Source organism: Deinococcus marmoris (genome assembly GCF_001949125.1).
In the GTDB taxonomy this organism is placed as follows: domain Bacteria; phylum Deinococcota; class Deinococci; order Deinococcales; family Deinococcaceae; genus Deinococcus; species Deinococcus marmoris_A.
Genome location: NZ_MSTI01000179.1, coordinates 1 through 14,329 on the forward strand (window position 1 = coordinate 1; position 14,329 = coordinate 14,329).

The following is a 14,329-nucleotide window of genomic DNA, read 5'->3' on the forward strand; positions in this document are numbered from 1 at the left end:
CCGGGACGGCAAGCAGTTCGCGGGCCTGGGTGATTGCCAGTCCCGTCAGGCTCAGGCGCTGCACTTCCACTGGAATATGGCGCTGCATAGCGTTTCTGTAGCCAGAGCCAGTCAGTTGATGAACCAGCGGGCTGGCCCGCTGGTCTTCAGCATGGAAGACGAAAAACGCCGTGCCTATAACGAATTTTTCGCTGATCGAATTTTATCTCTGTTGCCTGGCGATCTGACTTGCGAAAAATTCGCCCCACAGATCGCCGACCTGCTGCTCCTGGGGGTCAAGGCTGCTTGAAACCTTCCGGACTACTGCCAGTGGGATGCAGGAAAAAATCCAGCTGGAGTTTCTGAGCACAAGTAATTAAAAATCCATCTGAAGGGCGCCCGGGAGTCTCTTGGGCGCTTTGGCTCTGGAAGTGAGCCGGAAATTCGATGACAGTGTGCCATCTCCCTGGAGATGGCACACTCTTTTGATGCGGCTGAATGGCGAGCAGCGGGCCGAGATCGAGAAGTGGGCGCGTCGTGTCGTGCAGATGCGTGAGCATCTGCTGGTTCAGAACGCCAAAACCACACTTACGGATCTCTATAACGAGGTGGTGCGCCTGAAGGAAACGCCAGACGATGCACATCCGGTGGCCGCCTTGGTCACGGCACACGCCCAGTTGGACTCAGCGGTGGCCGCTGCTTACGACTGGGCGTGGCTGCTCGCCGAGGACGAGCTGCTGGCCCGGCTGCTGGCGCTGAATCTGGAACGGGCCGGCGGCTAGGCCATCTGCAAGGATCAATCCAGTCGCCCAGTCTCACAGGCCAGCAACTCGACAAACACCCCGGTCAGCACCGGATCGAAGTGCCGCCCCGCCTGTCCCGCGATCTCGCACAGCGCGGCCTCTGCTGTCCATGCCGCCTTGTACGGGCGCTTGCTCGTTAGCGCGTCATACACGTCACACAGCGCAAAGAGGCGGCCTGCCAGGCTGATCTCACACCCCACCTTGCCCGCCGGGTACCCCTGACCATTCCAGCGCTCGTGGTGATCACGCACCACTTCCAGCGCTGTGGCCGGCAGAAAGCCCAGGGCGGCAACAAAATGCAGACCCTCGCTGACGTGTGAGCGCATGACGGCCCACTCGCCCGCATCCAGCGCCCCAGGCTTGAGCAGCACCACGTCAGGAATAGCGATCTTGCCAATGTCGTGCAGGTATGCACCCCAGCGCAGCGCCCGCGTCTGGGAGGGAGACCAGTACAACGCCTCCGCCATCCGCATCAGCAAATGACGGAATAGTTGCGTCGAGAAGTCAAATTCGGCCCACTCTCAGGGTGGCATCAGACTGACGGAATCTTTTTGGGAGCGCGCTTCTTTTCTGTCAAATGCTCATGGCCAGGGCAGTCACCCGGTCCGTGTGGCCTTTCGTTTCACCGTCGCGCACTTCCAGGGCCAGCCCCAGCACCGGAGGGCGGCCTCGCACGCTGCACTGGCCCGCTCATCAGCGGCCAGACGCTCTGCGAGAGTGGACTCCTGACCGTCGGTAAGGTCAGCGAAGCGGAGCCGACGCGGCTCATCGGACAACATGATGACCTCAGCGTAACAGTGCAGACCTCACAGCCGTCTGAATGGGAAAAACTTGACCCAGATGAATGGACAGCCTTACACCAGTTCGTGTCCGGTGGGCCACAGGTGCGCCTACAGCACGGCCTCCAAGCTGGCCGACGTGTGGTCTTCCCTGGCCTTCAGCGCAGGCCATCCCCAAAATCCAGGCCCCAAATGGCCGGACTGCCCACCAGGCGCTGCCGTTTGGCGTGGTACATCCGGGCATCAGCCAGTGACAGCCACTCGTCAACGTTTTCTCCCAGTGGCGGATGCGCCACGCCCCCGTGGAGACGAATTGGGCCAAGACCACTGGGCCAGGAGGCGGCACGGAGATTCTGGCTCAGGCGGGCGATCAGTTGGTCTAACTGCTCATCCATCCCCCAGATCAGCAGGGCGAACTCGTCTCCTCCCAGGCGAACGGCCAGTTCCGGTAAGAGAACGGTCTGGCGCAGCACCTTCCCCAGGGTGGAGAGGACCGCGTCGCCCACCTGGTGCCCGAACCCATCGTTAATCCGCTTGAATTCATGGACATCGAGCATGATGAGCCGCAGTTCTTTGCCTTCCCGGCGGGCTGCTGCCAGCGCCAGGGGCGCGTCGTGATAGAAGGCCCGGCGGTTCGGCAGGCCTGTCAGCATGTCGGTCCGCGTGAGGCGTTCGAGTTCCTCACGTATGTCAGCGTGCTCCAGTGAAATCGAGACCTGCTGGGCCAGCAGGCTCAAAAATTCCAGATCGGTATCGTCGAAGGCCCCCGCCTCGTAACTCTGGATGGACAGCACGCCCACCCGCGCCCCCCGAACTTCCAGTGGAACGAACAACATGGCCCGAGCCGACGGGTCTGGCTGCTCTTTCCGCGCGCCGACATCCAGAATCACCTCGTTCACATCCAGGAGCCGCCGGACGCGAACCGGGTGTGCGTCCAGGTAAGCAAAGATGTCGGGGATGGACATGGCTTCGCCGTGCAGCACGTTCTCGATGATGCCTTCAGGGTAATAGGGCAGCCGTTGGGTGTAGCGCCTATCGTCCTCGAACAACTCCCACAGCCAGTCGCCTTCGGGCTGCCACAGGGCCAGCAGGGTGACCTGAGAGGGGAAGCACGTTCCGGCCTGCCGATGGACCGCTTGCACCACCGCTTCCACGGTGTGGCTGCTGCGGGCCACAGAAGCCAACGCCTGTATCAAGTGGCGGTGGCGCGGGAACAGGATTGTGGTGCCATTCGGCATGGAGGGCCTCCAGGGAGGGGCAGCGTCCATCAGCGGGTGCTGATCGGTCCAAACTTCCTTAGAGTGAACGAGTACGCGGCCAACGCGCCCTTTTCTAAAGTCCGGCTCAAGCCTGCCTTTAGTGTTCATGGTTAACCGCTCAAGGTGTGGATCAGCCCTGCATCAGACTTACGCCGATCACCGGGGGCGAGTTGGTAATCACACTGCTGATGCTGGAGTGGGCGCACTGCGCCAAAGGCAGAGGGGTTGGACAGATTGAAGGCCAAAGACTGGCCGGATGTGAATTTCGCCCAGAGCATCAGAACTGACCTCACGCCCACAGCGCGATTGAGAATTCACCGTGCCAGAGCGCAGTCATCATCACTCTCCTACTCTGCGCGGCATGGCCCGACGCAAGCGTAAGCAGAAAACCGAAAGTCCCCTTCCCTTTTTCATCGCCGTGGCCATCTTCGGCAGCATCGCCGCTGCCACCAATGGGTACTGGCTCCCCCTGATCGCCGTCCTCGCCGTGGGCATGATCGTCCTATCAGTCAAGGTGCAGCAGCAGCAGAACCGCCGGGAGAAAGCCCTGGCCCTGGCCGAACTGCACGCCCTCAACCCCAGGGGCCTGGAGCTGCACGTCGCGCAAGTCATTGGTGCGCTGCCTGGCTGGACCGCCAGCGCCAACCGGGGATCGTCAGACCAGGGCGCGGACGTCATCGCCAGCGGGCCGAAAGGCCGAAAGGTGGCCGTGCAGGTCAAGCATTACCCCAACAGCAATGTGGGCAACAAGGCCGTGCAGGAGATCGTGGCGTCCAAAGCCATCTACAAATGCGCGTACGCGGTGGTGGTTACCAGTGGGCCAGGCTTTACAAAGGCAGCCAAAGAACTGGCGCAGGCCAACCGGGTGGTGCTGTGGCACTCCGATGACCTGTTATGGCTTCAGGAGCTGGCGAAGTCTGGGCAGGTTCCACCACAGAGTCTGCTGCCCACCTAATCGATGTGCTGTGTGGGCAGCAGACTGGCGCTGAACTTGGAGTGGGGAGCAACGCAATAGATTGCACGCAAATGAAATCCCCTGTCCGCTGAGGCCAGAAGCCAGGGCAGGTGGGGAATTTTTCTGGTGCCCCTGAGATACATCGAACCCTGCCCAGAAAACACAGTCAACCCATGTTGCAGGCCAGATTCTGGCAGCCAAGATCAGTCCATCCCCTGACCCTGGCTTCTCAGCAACTCCACGAACACCCGCGTCAGCACCGGATCGAACTGCCGCCCCGCCTGCCCCTCCATCTCGGCCAGTGCCGCCTCTGATGTCCACGCCGCCTTGTAAGGCCGCTCGCTCGTCAACGCGTCATAGACGTCAAACAGCGCGAACTGACGGCCCGCCAGGCTGATCTCACACCCCGCCTTGCCCGCTGGATACCCCTGACCGTCCCAGCGCTCATGGTGATCCCGGACCACCTCCAGCGCCGTGGCCGGTAAAAACGTCAGCGAGGCGGCAAAGTGCAGGCCCTCCCCGACGTGTGACCGCATCGCAGCCCACTCGCCCGCATCCAGCGCCCCAGGTTTGAGCAACACCGCGTCGAGAATAGCGATCTTGCCCACATCGTGCAGGCACGCGCCCCACCGCAGCGCCCGCGTCTGGGAAGGAGACCAGCACAGCTCCCCCGCCATCTTGACGGCTAGAGCAGTCACCCAGTCCGTGTGGCCTTTCGTTTCACCGTCGCGCACTTCCAGGGCCAGTCCCATCACCCGGAGGGCAGCCTCGCACGCCGCGCTGGCCCGCTGATCGGCAGCCAGACGCCCCACCAATGCGGAAAACTGACCGTTCGTATTCTCGCCGCCGTTCTGGTCAGAGAAGCGCAATTGGCGCAGTTCATCGAACGACATAATGACTCCAGCGTAATAGCGCAAACCTCAAAGCCGTCTGAATGGGACAAAGTTTGGCCGAAATGAAAGGACAGCACTACGCCAGTTCACGTTCGGCAGGCCGCAGGTGCGCCCATACCAGCGCCTCCAGGGTGGCCTGCGTGTGGTCTTCCTCGGCCTGCAGGCGCGGCAACAGCAGCCCACGGCCTCAACTCAGGCCATCCCCGAAATCCAGGCCCCAATTCACCTGGCTTCCTCCGGTCCGCTGCCGTTTGGCGTGATACATCCGGGCATCGGCCAGGGACAGCCAGTCGTCGATGTCCCCACTGGGCGGCGGCTGCGCCACGCCCCCCTGAAGACTGATCGGGCCGAGATCCGTTGGCCAGCCTGCGCTGCGGAGCCCGTGCGTCAGGCGCGTCACCAGCCCGTCCAGCCGCACCGCTGCGTTCCACACCAGCAACACAAATTCATCCCCACTCAGCCGGTAAGTCACGTCAGGTGCAGGGAAGGTGGTCATCAGCACCTGTCCCAGGGTTTTGAGAACCGTGTCGCCCACCTGATACCCATGCGCGTCGTTGATCCGCTTGAACTGATGAATGTCGAGCATGATCAGGCTCAGTTCCTTGCCCTCCCGCCGGGCCGTCCCCATGACCTCAGGCATGTCGTGGTAGAAAGCCCGGCGGTTGTGCAGTCCCGTCAACATGTCGGTGCGGGTGAGCCGTCCGAGTTCCTCACGCAGCGCCGCATTGTCCAGCGCAATCGAGACATGCTGGGCCAGCAGGTTCAGGAACTCCAGATCCGTATCGTCAAAAGCCCCTACCTCGTAGCTCTGAATGGACAGCACGCCCGCACGTTGGCCCTGAATCTCCAGCGGCACGAACAGCATGGACCGGGCAACCGGACCCGGCGGCTCGTCCTGTCGGCGGACATCTGCAATCACGTCATCACCCCTCGTCATGCGCCGGACGCGAATTGGATGTTGCTCCAGGTGCGCGTCGATGTCAGGCACGGACAGGGCGTTGCCGTGCAACACGTTCTCCATGATGCCGTCAGGGTAAAAGGGCACATGCTGGGTGAAGCGCTGGCCGTCCTCGCGCAACTCCCACAACCAGTCGCCTTCCGGTTGCAGCAGGCCCAGCATCGTGACCTGAGACGGAAAGAGGGTGCCTGCCTGCTGATGCACCACCTGCACCACCGCCTCGACCTCATGGCTGTTGCGGGCCAGAGAGGCCAGCACCTGCACCAATTGGTGCTAGCGCGGGAGCAGGGCTGGGTTGGACCTCGGCATGCACGGACTCCTGAATTCGGTGGGCAGTCAGACGGGACATGGAACCTGAGAGTCAGGCGTCAGGCTGACTCGTTCGCCGTCACTATGACGCAACGTGCGTCCTGGACGTCAGCTCTTAAGGTCAGCTCAATGGGGAAGCTCATCACCGGGGGTCAGCATCTGCAAGAACAGCCGGACCAGTTCTGGATCGAAGTGCTGCCCGGCCTGCCCCTCGATCTCAGCCAGCGCTGCCCTGCGCGTCCACGCTGCTTTGTAGGGCCGCTGGCTGGTCAGGGCGTCGTACACGTCACACAACGCGAACAGGCGGCCCGACAGGCTGATCTCACTTCCTGCCTTGCCCGCCGGATACCCCTGGCCATTCCAGCGCTCGTGATGATCGCGCACCACCTCCAGCGCCGCTTCAGGCAAGAAGCCCAGGGACGCAGCGAAGCGCACCCCCTCACACACATGTGAGCGCATCACCGCCCATTCCGCGTCGTCGAGGGAACCGGGCTTGAGCAGCACCGTATCGGGAATGGCGATCTTGCCGATGTCGTGCAGGTACGATCCCCAGCGCAGCGCTTGCGTCTGGGCGGGGCAATAGCCCAGCGCCTGCGCCATTCGCATGGCCAGCGCCGCAACCCGGTCCGTGTGGCCGCTGGTTTCACGGTCCCGGGCTTCCAGGGCCAACCCCATCGCCCGCAGCGCCGATTCTCGCGCGTCCCGGGCCGCATCGTCGGCGGCCAGGCGGACGGCCAGCGCGGCAACAGTTCCCGACACCAGGCTGAACGTGGCCGCTTCCTCGGGCTGCCAGATATGCGGCTTAAACGTGAAGATCATGAACGCACCCAGCAACTCGCCGTCCCTGGTGCGCACGGGGGCTGCTGCCAGGCTGGCCACCTCAACACCGTCCAGAGCCGGAGAACAGAGCGGGGCGAAGGTATCGAAGAACAACGGCTCACTGCTGTTCTCAAGGGACCGCGTCAACGCCGGGTCTGGCGGTGGCCCCTCCACCGTGAAGTGCGGTGGTCCCGCCCAGGTGGCGCGGACGTGGTAGGTCAGCGTCGGAGCGCCAGTGAACCCGACGTAGGCCGAACCCACCGCAGCGGTGTGGTTGATCAGAAAATCGAGGGTGGGTTGGATGCCTTCGGTGAGCGTGCTGGCCGAGACCGCTTGACGGATGAGGTTGAGGATTAACTGGGCGCTCGTCGTGCGGAGATCCTGCCCTGGAATGAGATCGGGGAGGCGCAAACCGATCGGGGAGGGTATGGCCATGGGCGTAGCCTGTTCCCAGGTGGCTCACAGCCTTCTGACAATTGTATGAATAACGACGATTATTGGATTAAGCGTCCCGGCAGGAGAAGTGGACAGGGCGGGTCCGCACTTAAAGTCACCTCCACAACCAGGCCCAGTGCGGCGGCCCGCCCCACCAGCCAGTCGGCCAGCAAGCGAGGTCCCAGCCGTCCATGACCACGGTGCGCCCAGCGGGGGTGACACGCAGCACCTGTGCCTCAGTTCACTTCCGCATACTGCGCCGCCGCCGTCTGTCCCGCCGGGCTCCCCAGTTCTGAAAGCAGTTCCCCCAGCCCTACCCCCCGCGCGGCGCACAGGCTGCGAACCTCGGCGGCCAGCAGCTCGCAGGCCGGAATCAGCGGCACAGGCGCGGGCGCACAAGCCAGCAGCCGAGCGCCGAGCAGTTCGGCGCGGGCCACCGTGATCTCGCGTAACGCGGACGCGCCAAAGGGTTTTTCGTCACGCGCGGCCTGGCGCACGGCATTCAGCGCACGGTTCAGAAAGACCCCCTGCAAGCGGCTCAGGCGTGTGGCCGTACCCAGACTCAGCGTGGATGTGCCGATCAGGTTCAGCACGTCGCCGGGCAGCGAGGCGAGCTTGAGCCGCGCCCTGACCGCCCCCAGGGTCAGGCCGGTGTTGGCACTGATGCCCTCCGGGGTTAGCCGGCCTACCAGCAGCGCCAGATGCCGGGCCTCCTCGGCGGGATTGGGGCTGCGGTTGTGGATGCCCAGTGCCACCAGCGCCCACTCGGCTTCGGTCATCTGGCCGTAGACCTGGGCCGTGATCTCTGTCCAGCCCAGCGCTGCAGCAGCGGCCACCCGGCGGTTGCCGTCGCGGATCAGGTACTGGCCCGAAGGGCTTTCTTCCAGCGTGATGGGGTGCAGTTGTCCGGTGGTTCGCAGGGCGGCCTTCAAATGGTTGCTCGCCCCGCGCGTCTGCGGGTCAAGTTCGGTCAGGGCCACCACACGCGTTTCGGGCTGGGGCAGGGTCACGCTCAGCAAGGGAGGTTGGGTCATGCAGAGTGAAGTGGCCCTACCCTGGGAGGGAGGGCCAGGGGTTTATCTCGCAGCGAGTGTCTCGGCGTGGACGTGGGGCAAGGCATATCCGGCGGCGTGGCGAGACGACTACAACCAAGTTCGTCCGCACACGTCACTTAGCGGCCTGACACCTAACGAATATGCCCGCCTGTTCCAGGCGGGCTGAAGTAAACTGGCAGTTGCAAATTGGCTGGCACCGCAAATGGGGCACCCTCAGCTCCCTGGCACCTGACTCTCTAGAAAATTGTCGATCAGCGCAAAGGTTGCGGCGGGCTGTTCAATCTGCGGAAGATGTCCGGCCTGCTCAATGATCTGAAACTGGGCATGGGGAAAGGCAGCGGCATAGGCAGCCCCGTAAGCCGGGGTCACGATCTGATCACTCTCTCCCCACAGCACCAGGGTAGGCACCTCAGTCTGGCCCAGGCGACCTACAAGTTGGGGATCATGCATGTAAGGATCGCCTGCCAGGACACGCATCGTCGTCATGTTGGCCTGCTGCCGGGCATGCTGCTCAGCGGTGACATGAGCTGGATCGGTGTAGAAACGTGCTGAGTCGTGCCAGGTGTACTCTGCGATGCCGCACGCGTCCAAGGTGAAGAAGTCGCGAATGGGTTCACCGGCAACGTTGATACCGACGGCGTCAAGCAAGATGAGTCCAGTGATGCGCTGCTCCTCGTCTCTTACGGCCATTTCACTGCCGATCCAGCCACCCAAGGACGAACCAACCACCAGCACGTCATGCAGACCTTGATCCTTCAGATACTTCAGGTAAATCAGGGCCAGATCACCCATATCGGTCACCCATTGAGGGTGAACGCTGCCATTCCATCCAGGATGTGTCGGCGTTAGCGTATGCATTGTTGCGGCGAGATGTGCTGCCAGACCAGCCACCGTGGCTGGGCCGCCACCGCCGTGCAGGATCAGGACAGGACGTCCACGGCCCGCCTCAGCGACGGTGAGCTGAAAATCAAACTCAGATGAGGCAATGGTGCGCGTGTGATCAGTCATGTGTGAACTCCTCGGGAGAAAGGAGGCAGCAGGCAACGATGTCAACCTGGACTTTCCCTCGCCTGAACTCCAGACGACAGCATATATCAACTAGTTGATATAAACAAGTTTAATTACCGAGTAGAGTGTCCGCATGAGTGTGACCACAGAACTGGAAACGTTAGGCCGCACCATCAAGCGGATTCAGTATCAGCATCACCGGGCGCTTGAGACCGGGCTGGCTGCCGTGGGCACGACACTCGCCCAGTGGGACGCATTGCGCGCCATTGCCCGGAATCCCGGTGCCTCTGCCCACATCCTGGCAGGAGAGACCTTTCAGAGTGACCAGGCTTTTGGAACCCTCGCCAAACGTCTCGTCGCCCAGGAGTTAATTGAGCGACGTCCAGGCCAGGGACGGCGAATCGAGCATCACCTGACACCTGCGGGGCGACACATGCTGGACGCTGGCTTCCCAATTGCCGACGGCGTCATGACGGCCTCGTTTGCCAGGCTCTCTGGCGAGGAGCGTGCCGCGCTACTGACCCTTCTTTCACGGATGGCAACGCCCGATATGGCCTGAAACGCCATGCCACACAGGGTAATACTCCAGGGATTCAGAGAGACGGCGCGCAACTTGGAGAGATCAGTCGTCCCAGCCCCGTACATTTACCCCACCGAAAATCATCTTCTTGATACCCGGCGCAAGGATGGACGACGGCGTGGAAGGCGTCAGGGCGCTGGCTTTGTCTAACGTTGCCAGTTGCTGCGGCGTGAACTGAAGGTCCAGAGAGGCCAGATTGTCCTCCAGTTGCGCCAGTTTGCTGGCCCCGATGATCGGTGAGGTAATGCCCGGCTGTTGCGACGCCCAGGCCAGCGCCACCTGTGCCAGCGGGCGCTCCAGTTCGGCAGCCACGCCCCGCAAGGCGTCCAGCACCGCCCAGTTCTGCTCAGTGAACTTGGCGTCGCCAAACGGATTGGGGCCGCTGAGCCGTCCTTCACCGCTGGCTCCCTTTGTCTCCCGCACGTACTTCCCGGTTAAAAACCCTGCTGCTAGCGGACTCCAGGGCGTGATGCCCAGGCCAAACTGCCGGGCGGCCCCCACATGCTCACGCTCAATCCCGCGCTCGGTCAGCGAGTATTCCAGTTGCAGGGCAATCGGGCCGGGAACGCCGTGAACCTGTGCCAGCGTCGCCGCCTGCGCCGCGTACCACGCCGGGACATTGGAAAACCCGAAATAGCGGATGCGTCCGGCCCGCACCAGATCGCCCAGCGTTTGCAGCACTTCCTCCACGGGCGTCACCAGATCCCAGTGGTGCAGCCAGTACAGGTCAAGGTAATCGGTGTTCAGGCGCTTGAGGGAGCCTTCCAGCGCGCGGTAGATGTTCTTGCGGCTGTTGCCGCTGGTGACGGGCACGCCTGGCACGGCATTCCAGGTGAACTTGGTGGCGAGGACCACCTGATCGCGCAGCCCGCGCTTGTTGACGTATTGACCCAGCAATTCCTCGCTGCGGCCCTTGGAATAGGTGTCGGCGCTGTCCAGAAAGTTGCCACCTGTATCTATGTAGGCGTTGAAGATGGCCTCGGACACGTCGTCGGCAGAACCCCAGCCCTTGTTGCCGTAAGTCATGGTGCCCAGGGCCAGTGGGCTGACGATCAAGCCAGAGCGGCCCAGCGTGCGGTAATCGGTCAGGGTCATGGATACTCCTCTGGTGCGAAAGGAAGGTCGCGTTCTGGACTGCTGGATGGTTTCAGGCTGTGCCAGCGCGTGTTACCGCCAGCCAGCAATGGTAAAGCCTCCGTCCACAAGAATGCTCTGCCCGGTCACGAATCTCGCCTCGTCGCTACACAGCCAAGCTGCCACGTCAGCTACGTCCTCTGGCTCACCCAAGCGTCCGAGTGCGGAGTGCGCGGCGAGCGGGCGCAGAACCTCGTCTGGAGTCCCGGCCATCATCGGGGTCTGAATGGCCCCAGGATTGACGTTGTTGATCCGTATTCCTGCTAGTCCGACTTCCAGGGCCACGGCCCGGATCATTGAGTCAAGTGCGCCCTTGCTGGCCGAATAGATGGAGGTGCCCACCGTGGCCGCCTGCGACAGAAACGACGAGGTATTGACGATGGAACCGCCACGGCCCCCCTGCTGCATGGCCAGAACTTCATACTTGATCAGCAGCCAGACACCGCGCAGGTTGGTTGCCATGACCCGGTCAAAATCACTTGCCGTGAGTTCGGTGATGGGCTGAAATGGCCCCGTGATCCCGGCGTTGTTAAAGGCGGCGTCGAGCTGCCCAAAGTGAGCCACGGCCCCGGTGACCAGAGCTTGTACAGCCTCCTCATCCGAGACGTCGGTGGGGAGGACCAGCGTTTGCCCGCCCAGCGTGTTGATGCTCTGTGCAACCTCGCGCAGCTCGGCTTCACGCCGTCCGGCCAGGACCACGGCTGCGCCCTGCTGGGCGAAGCCGAGGGCAGCCGCTTTTCCAATGCCCGTCCCCGCACCTGTCACAAGCACCACTTTGCCCGACAGCCGCTGACTCCCGGCGGTTTCCGAATTCTGTTGACTGTTCATAACACCTCTCAAGACGACGCCACCCAGAAGACCTCCTGGCCTCCTGCGGCTGGTCTGTCAGACACACGCTGAACGTGATGTGCAGGAAGCTTAAACATCAGTTGCCTGGATGTCCAATACTTCTTTCAATCTTTATCCATACTCCAAACAGCTATGACCGTGGTACACCGGGTCATGGACCCCCGCCTCCTCCGGTATTTCGTTGTCTTGGCTGAAGAGCTGCACTTTGGGCGTGCCGCTGAGCGCCTGAACCTGTCACAGCCGCCGCTCAGCGCCGCCATCAAACGGCTGGAAACCCAGGTGGGTGTGAAGCTGTTTGGGCGCACGTCCCGCAAGGTGTTGCTCACGCCAGCGGGACAGGTCTACCTGCGCGAGGTGCGCCAGATTCTTGAGCGGCTCTCTGAGGCCGCCGAGGCCGCCCGGCGCGAGGAACGCGGTGAAAGCGGCCAGCTCAGCGTCGGCTACAAGAGCGGGTCACTCAACACGGCGCTGCCACAGGCCGTGCGCCTCTTTCGCCAGCAGCATCCAGACGTGGAACTGAAGCTCTACGAGATGAACGTGTTCGAGGTGCAACCTGCGCTGCTGCGGGGCGACGTGCAGGTTGGGCTGCTGTACCCAGCCCGCCTTGATCTCCGGCTGAGCTTTGAAGTCATGTTCAGCGAACCCCTGATGCTCGCCTTGCCCCAGGGACATCCTCTGGCACGGCTGGACCGCGTGCCGCTGCGCCTGATCGCGAACGAACCATTTGTACGTTACCAGCGCGTCGTCCAGCCCGAGTGTTACGACGCCATCAGTGAGTTGTGCCGCTCCGCAGGCTTCTGGCCCCAAGTGGTGCAGGAGGTGGCGACGGGTTCCGCTGCTGTCAGTCTCATTTCAGCGGGCCTGGGGGTTGGTCTGGTGCCGTCCAGTCAGCGTCAGGCGTCTGACGGGCGGGTCGAGTACCGTTTTCTGGACGGCCCTACCGTCTCGGTGGATTTTGCTGCCGCCTGGCACAGAACCGATTCTTCAGTGCTGACAGCGGCTTTCGTCGCCCAGATGCGGGCAGCGGGACAGGCCTTCACCAAGCAGGAACAGGGTTTCGCTGGCCTTCTGGCAGGTTGATTAAAGCTGGCGCAGGCCAGCGATGAGCAGGGCCACGACGCGGCGGGCGTTGTAACGGGGATCGCTCTCCGCGCCGATGCAGAGATTTCCTACGCCACGCATCAACTCGTAAGCGTCGATGTCAGGGCGGATCTCACCAGACTCCACAGCGGCGTCCAGAAGCGTCGTACACACGGGCAAGAGGCGGTCAATAAGGTAACTGTGCAGGATCTGGAACCCAGCAGCGTCCGACTGCATGGCCGCAGCAAGACCGTGCTTGGTGGTCAGGAAATCCATAAAAAGCTGAATCCAGTCACCGAATGCCGTGTATGGGCTGGTGTGGCTGGCCAGGAGCGCTGGTCCAGCCTCGGCGCAGGCTTCAACCTGATGGCGGTAAACAGCGATGATCAGCTCTGCCCGCGTCGGGAAATGACGGTAAACCGTGCCCACGCCCACGCCCGCTTTGGCGGCGATCTCACGCACTGGGACCTCGACCCCGGACGTCACAAACAGGGCGGCGGCAGCGTCCAGGAGGGTCAGTTGATTGCGGTGGGCGTCGGCTCGCTTGGGTGGAACTCTGGGTGTTCCCTGCTTCGTGGTGTCGGTCACTCTCTTCCTCTCCTTGACTTTAGTTGACAAACGGAACATTGTTCCTTATCGTATAGGAACGTCGTTCCGCTTAAGCAGCATATCTGAACGGACGCTGGGCGACTAGACCCCCTCTGGTCACAACGTCCTCAGTTCCACCTGGAGAACCAGATGAAAACAGCTTTTATTACCGGAGCCAACAAGAGTATCGGCTTCGAGACCGCCCGCCAGCTTTTACAACAGGGCTACCACGTCTACCTGGGGAGCCGCACTCTGGAAAATGGCCTGAAGGCTGTCCAGCAGCTCAATTCTGAAGGACTCCACAAAGTTGAAGCCATTCAGATTGATGTGACCGATCAAGGATCAGTCAAGACGGCCCGTGCAGAGATTGGCTTTAAAACTGAAACTCTGGACGTGCTGATCAACAATGCTGGAATCAATGGCGGTATGCCGCAGTCGGCCCTTCAGGCAGACATCAGCGCGTTTCGGCGGGTCTTCGATACCAATTACTTCGGTGTCGTGATGCAGTACTCCGGAAGGTTTTTGACGAATGGGGTGGGGATCGTCCATGTTGATGTGTGGCAACAAAACGGACGACCCCCAGCCAGATTCTAGCGGCCCTGCTCCCTGGAACCAGCCTGCGTTCCACCCAGGCCGCCTATCTTCAGGTGCTGTTGGTGCTGTGGCTGGTCGTTCCTGGACGACTGAATTTCACCAATCTGGCCCGCTATGGCGGGCCATCTGAGCGAACCCATCGCGCCTGGTTCCAGAAACCAATGCCGTGGGTGGAGTTGAACACCAGTTTGATCTTGCAGATGCAAGATCAGCAGTGTCTGGGCAGGGAGAGCATCATTGGGATCGACGCAG

Annotated in this window: 15 protein-coding genes and 3 pseudogenes; 8 read left to right on the forward strand and 10 right to left on the reverse strand. The window is 62.1% G+C overall.

Annotated features, from left to right (window positions below; translation table 11 throughout):
* Both BOO71_RS28155 and BOO71_RS25395 read left to right on the forward strand, forming a co-directional pair.
* A pseudogene (locus tag BOO71_RS28155) lies at positions 1-289 on the forward strand (IS4 family transposase); the annotation flags it as partial.
* A 178-nt stretch (positions 290-467) separates the two neighbouring features.
* The gene (locus tag BOO71_RS25395; RefSeq protein WP_075837019.1) at positions 468-761 is read left to right on the forward strand and encodes a type IIL restriction-modification enzyme MmeI; all 294 of its coding nucleotides are present in this window, start codon (positions 468-470) and stop codon (positions 759-761) included.
* Between the two features lie 14 nt (positions 762-775).
* On the opposite strand, the pseudogene BOO71_RS25400 reads toward BOO71_RS25395, so the two are convergent.
* Positions 776-1,267, reverse strand: a pseudogene (locus tag BOO71_RS25400) (HD-GYP domain-containing protein); the annotation flags it as partial.
* A 452-nt stretch (positions 1,268-1,719) separates the two neighbouring features.
* A complete protein-coding gene (locus tag BOO71_RS25405; RefSeq protein ID WP_075837021.1) occupies positions 1,720-2,799 on the reverse strand; it encodes a sensor domain-containing diguanylate cyclase in 1,080 nt (359 codons plus the stop codon).
* 382 nt (positions 2,800-3,181) lie between these two features.
* Between BOO71_RS25405 and BOO71_RS25410 the strand changes: the two genes are divergently transcribed.
* Positions 3,182-3,775 carry a restriction endonuclease gene (locus tag BOO71_RS25410; RefSeq protein WP_083653833.1) on the forward strand — a complete coding sequence of 198 codons (594 nt, stop codon included), beginning with the start codon at positions 3,182-3,184 and terminating at the stop codon, positions 3,773-3,775.
* Positions 3,776-3,978: 203 nt separating this feature from the next.
* Here the strand turns inward: BOO71_RS25410 and BOO71_RS25415 are convergent, their stop codons facing one another.
* From BOO71_RS25415 to BOO71_RS25430, 4 genes are all read right to left on the reverse strand, one after another.
* Complete coding sequence (locus tag BOO71_RS25415) at positions 3,979-4,668, reverse strand: HD-GYP domain-containing protein (protein WP_075837022.1); 690 nt, start codon at positions 4,666-4,668, stop codon at positions 3,979-3,981.
* Between the two features lie 187 nt (positions 4,669-4,855).
* On the reverse strand, positions 4,856-5,884 hold the full coding sequence (locus tag BOO71_RS25420) for a sensor domain-containing diguanylate cyclase (protein WP_175607541.1): 1,029 nt from the start codon (positions 5,882-5,884) through the stop codon (positions 4,856-4,858).
* Positions 5,885-6,061: 177 nt separating this feature from the next.
* Entirely contained in the window at positions 6,062-7,189 is a 1,128-nt protein-coding gene (locus BOO71_RS25425; RefSeq protein ID WP_075837024.1) for an HD-GYP domain-containing protein, read from the reverse strand.
* A 236-nt stretch (positions 7,190-7,425) separates the two neighbouring features.
* A complete protein-coding gene (locus BOO71_RS25430; protein WP_083653835.1) occupies positions 7,426-8,223 on the reverse strand; it encodes a ParB/RepB/Spo0J family partition protein in 798 nt (265 codons plus the stop codon).
* Here BOO71_RS25430 and BOO71_RS29355 point away from each other — a divergent pair.
* Positions 8,222-8,410 carry an integrase core domain-containing protein gene (locus BOO71_RS29355; protein WP_175607542.1) on the forward strand — a complete coding sequence of 63 codons (189 nt, stop codon included), beginning with the start codon at positions 8,222-8,224 and terminating at the stop codon, positions 8,408-8,410. The two genes, BOO71_RS25430 and BOO71_RS29355, sit on opposite strands and share 2 nt — an antisense overlap.
* Before the next feature lie 47 nt (positions 8,411-8,457).
* Here the strand turns inward: BOO71_RS29355 and BOO71_RS25440 are convergent, their stop codons facing one another.
* Entirely contained in the window at positions 8,458-9,252 is a 795-nt protein-coding gene (locus BOO71_RS25440) for an alpha/beta fold hydrolase (protein WP_075837026.1), read from the reverse strand.
* A gap of 133 nt (positions 9,253-9,385) precedes the next feature.
* Between BOO71_RS25440 and BOO71_RS25445 the strand changes: the two genes are divergently transcribed.
* The gene (locus BOO71_RS25445) at positions 9,386-9,811 is read left to right on the forward strand and encodes a MarR family winged helix-turn-helix transcriptional regulator (protein ID WP_075837027.1); all 426 of its coding nucleotides are present in this window, start codon (positions 9,386-9,388) and stop codon (positions 9,809-9,811) included.
* Between the two features lie 63 nt (positions 9,812-9,874).
* Here the strand turns inward: BOO71_RS25445 and BOO71_RS25450 are convergent, their stop codons facing one another.
* Both BOO71_RS25450 and BOO71_RS25455 read right to left on the reverse strand, forming a co-directional pair.
* Entirely contained in the window at positions 9,875-10,927 is a 1,053-nt protein-coding gene (locus tag BOO71_RS25450; RefSeq protein ID WP_075837028.1) for an aldo/keto reductase, read from the reverse strand.
* Positions 10,928-10,999: 72 nt separating this feature from the next.
* Positions 11,000-11,794 (reverse strand): SDR family NAD(P)-dependent oxidoreductase, encoded by a 795-nt coding sequence (locus tag BOO71_RS25455; RefSeq protein WP_075837029.1) that lies wholly within the window; start codon positions 11,792-11,794, stop codon positions 11,000-11,002.
* A 153-nt stretch (positions 11,795-11,947) separates the two neighbouring features.
* Between BOO71_RS25455 and BOO71_RS25460 the strand changes: the two genes are divergently transcribed.
* Positions 11,948-12,895 (forward strand): LysR family transcriptional regulator, encoded by a 948-nt coding sequence (locus BOO71_RS25460; RefSeq protein WP_083653836.1) that lies wholly within the window; start codon positions 11,948-11,950, stop codon positions 12,893-12,895.
* Here BOO71_RS25460 and BOO71_RS25465 read toward each other — a convergent pair whose 3' ends face one another.
* Positions 12,896-13,483: a TetR/AcrR family transcriptional regulator gene (locus BOO71_RS25465; protein ID WP_075837031.1), complete on the reverse strand. Its 588-nt coding sequence runs from the start codon at positions 13,481-13,483 to the stop codon at positions 12,896-12,898. It abuts the gene before it with no gap.
* 150 nt (positions 13,484-13,633) lie between these two features.
* Here BOO71_RS25465 and BOO71_RS25470 point away from each other — a divergent pair, with 150 nt between their 5' ends.
* Both BOO71_RS25470 and BOO71_RS28545 read left to right on the forward strand, forming a co-directional pair.
* Positions 13,634-14,077 carry an SDR family NAD(P)-dependent oxidoreductase gene (locus BOO71_RS25470; RefSeq protein ID WP_083653838.1) on the forward strand — a complete coding sequence of 148 codons (444 nt, stop codon included), beginning with the start codon at positions 13,634-13,636 and terminating at the stop codon, positions 14,075-14,077.
* Positions 14,078-14,130: 53 nt separating this feature from the next.
* Positions 14,131-14,329 (forward strand): annotated as a pseudogene (locus BOO71_RS28545) (hypothetical protein); the annotation flags it as partial.

Bases quoted from the DNA above. Each gene is read 5' to 3' on its own strand.
- BOO71_RS25395 (WP_075837019.1), top strand. From the start codon at position 468: ATGCGGCTGAATGGCGAGCAGCGGGCCGAGATCGAGAAGTGGGCGCGT.
- BOO71_RS25450 (WP_075837028.1), bottom strand. From the start codon at position 10,927: ATGACCCTGACCGATTACCGCACGCTGGGCCGCTCTGGCTTGATCGTC.
- BOO71_RS25415 (WP_075837022.1), bottom strand. From the start codon at position 4,668: ATGTCGTTCGATGAACTGCGCCAATTGCGCTTCTCTGACCAGAACGGC.
- BOO71_RS25440 (WP_075837026.1), bottom strand. From the start codon at position 9,252: ATGACTGATCACACGCGCACCATTGCCTCATCTGAGTTTGATTTTCAG.
- BOO71_RS25445 (WP_075837027.1), top strand. From the start codon at position 9,386: ATGAGTGTGACCACAGAACTGGAAACGTTAGGCCGCACCATCAAGCGG.
- BOO71_RS25425 (WP_075837024.1), bottom strand. From the start codon at position 7,189: ATGGCCATACCCTCCCCGATCGGTTTGCGCCTCCCCGATCTCATTCCA.
- BOO71_RS25430 (WP_083653835.1), bottom strand. From the start codon at position 8,223: ATGACCCAACCTCCCTTGCTGAGCGTGACCCTGCCCCAGCCCGAAACG.
- BOO71_RS25455 (WP_075837029.1), bottom strand. From the start codon at position 11,794: ATGAACAGTCAACAGAATTCGGAAACCGCCGGGAGTCAGCGGCTGTCG.
- BOO71_RS25410 (WP_083653833.1), top strand. From the start codon at position 3,182: ATGGCCCGACGCAAGCGTAAGCAGAAAACCGAAAGTCCCCTTCCCTTT.
- BOO71_RS25405 (WP_075837021.1), bottom strand. From the start codon at position 2,799: ATGCCGAATGGCACCACAATCCTGTTCCCGCGCCACCGCCACTTGATA.
- BOO71_RS29355 (WP_175607542.1), top strand. From the start codon at position 8,222: ATGCAGAGTGAAGTGGCCCTACCCTGGGAGGGAGGGCCAGGGGTTTAT.
- BOO71_RS25460 (WP_083653836.1), top strand. From the start codon at position 11,948: ATGACCGTGGTACACCGGGTCATGGACCCCCGCCTCCTCCGGTATTTC.
- BOO71_RS25470 (WP_083653838.1), top strand. From the start codon at position 13,634: ATGAAAACAGCTTTTATTACCGGAGCCAACAAGAGTATCGGCTTCGAG.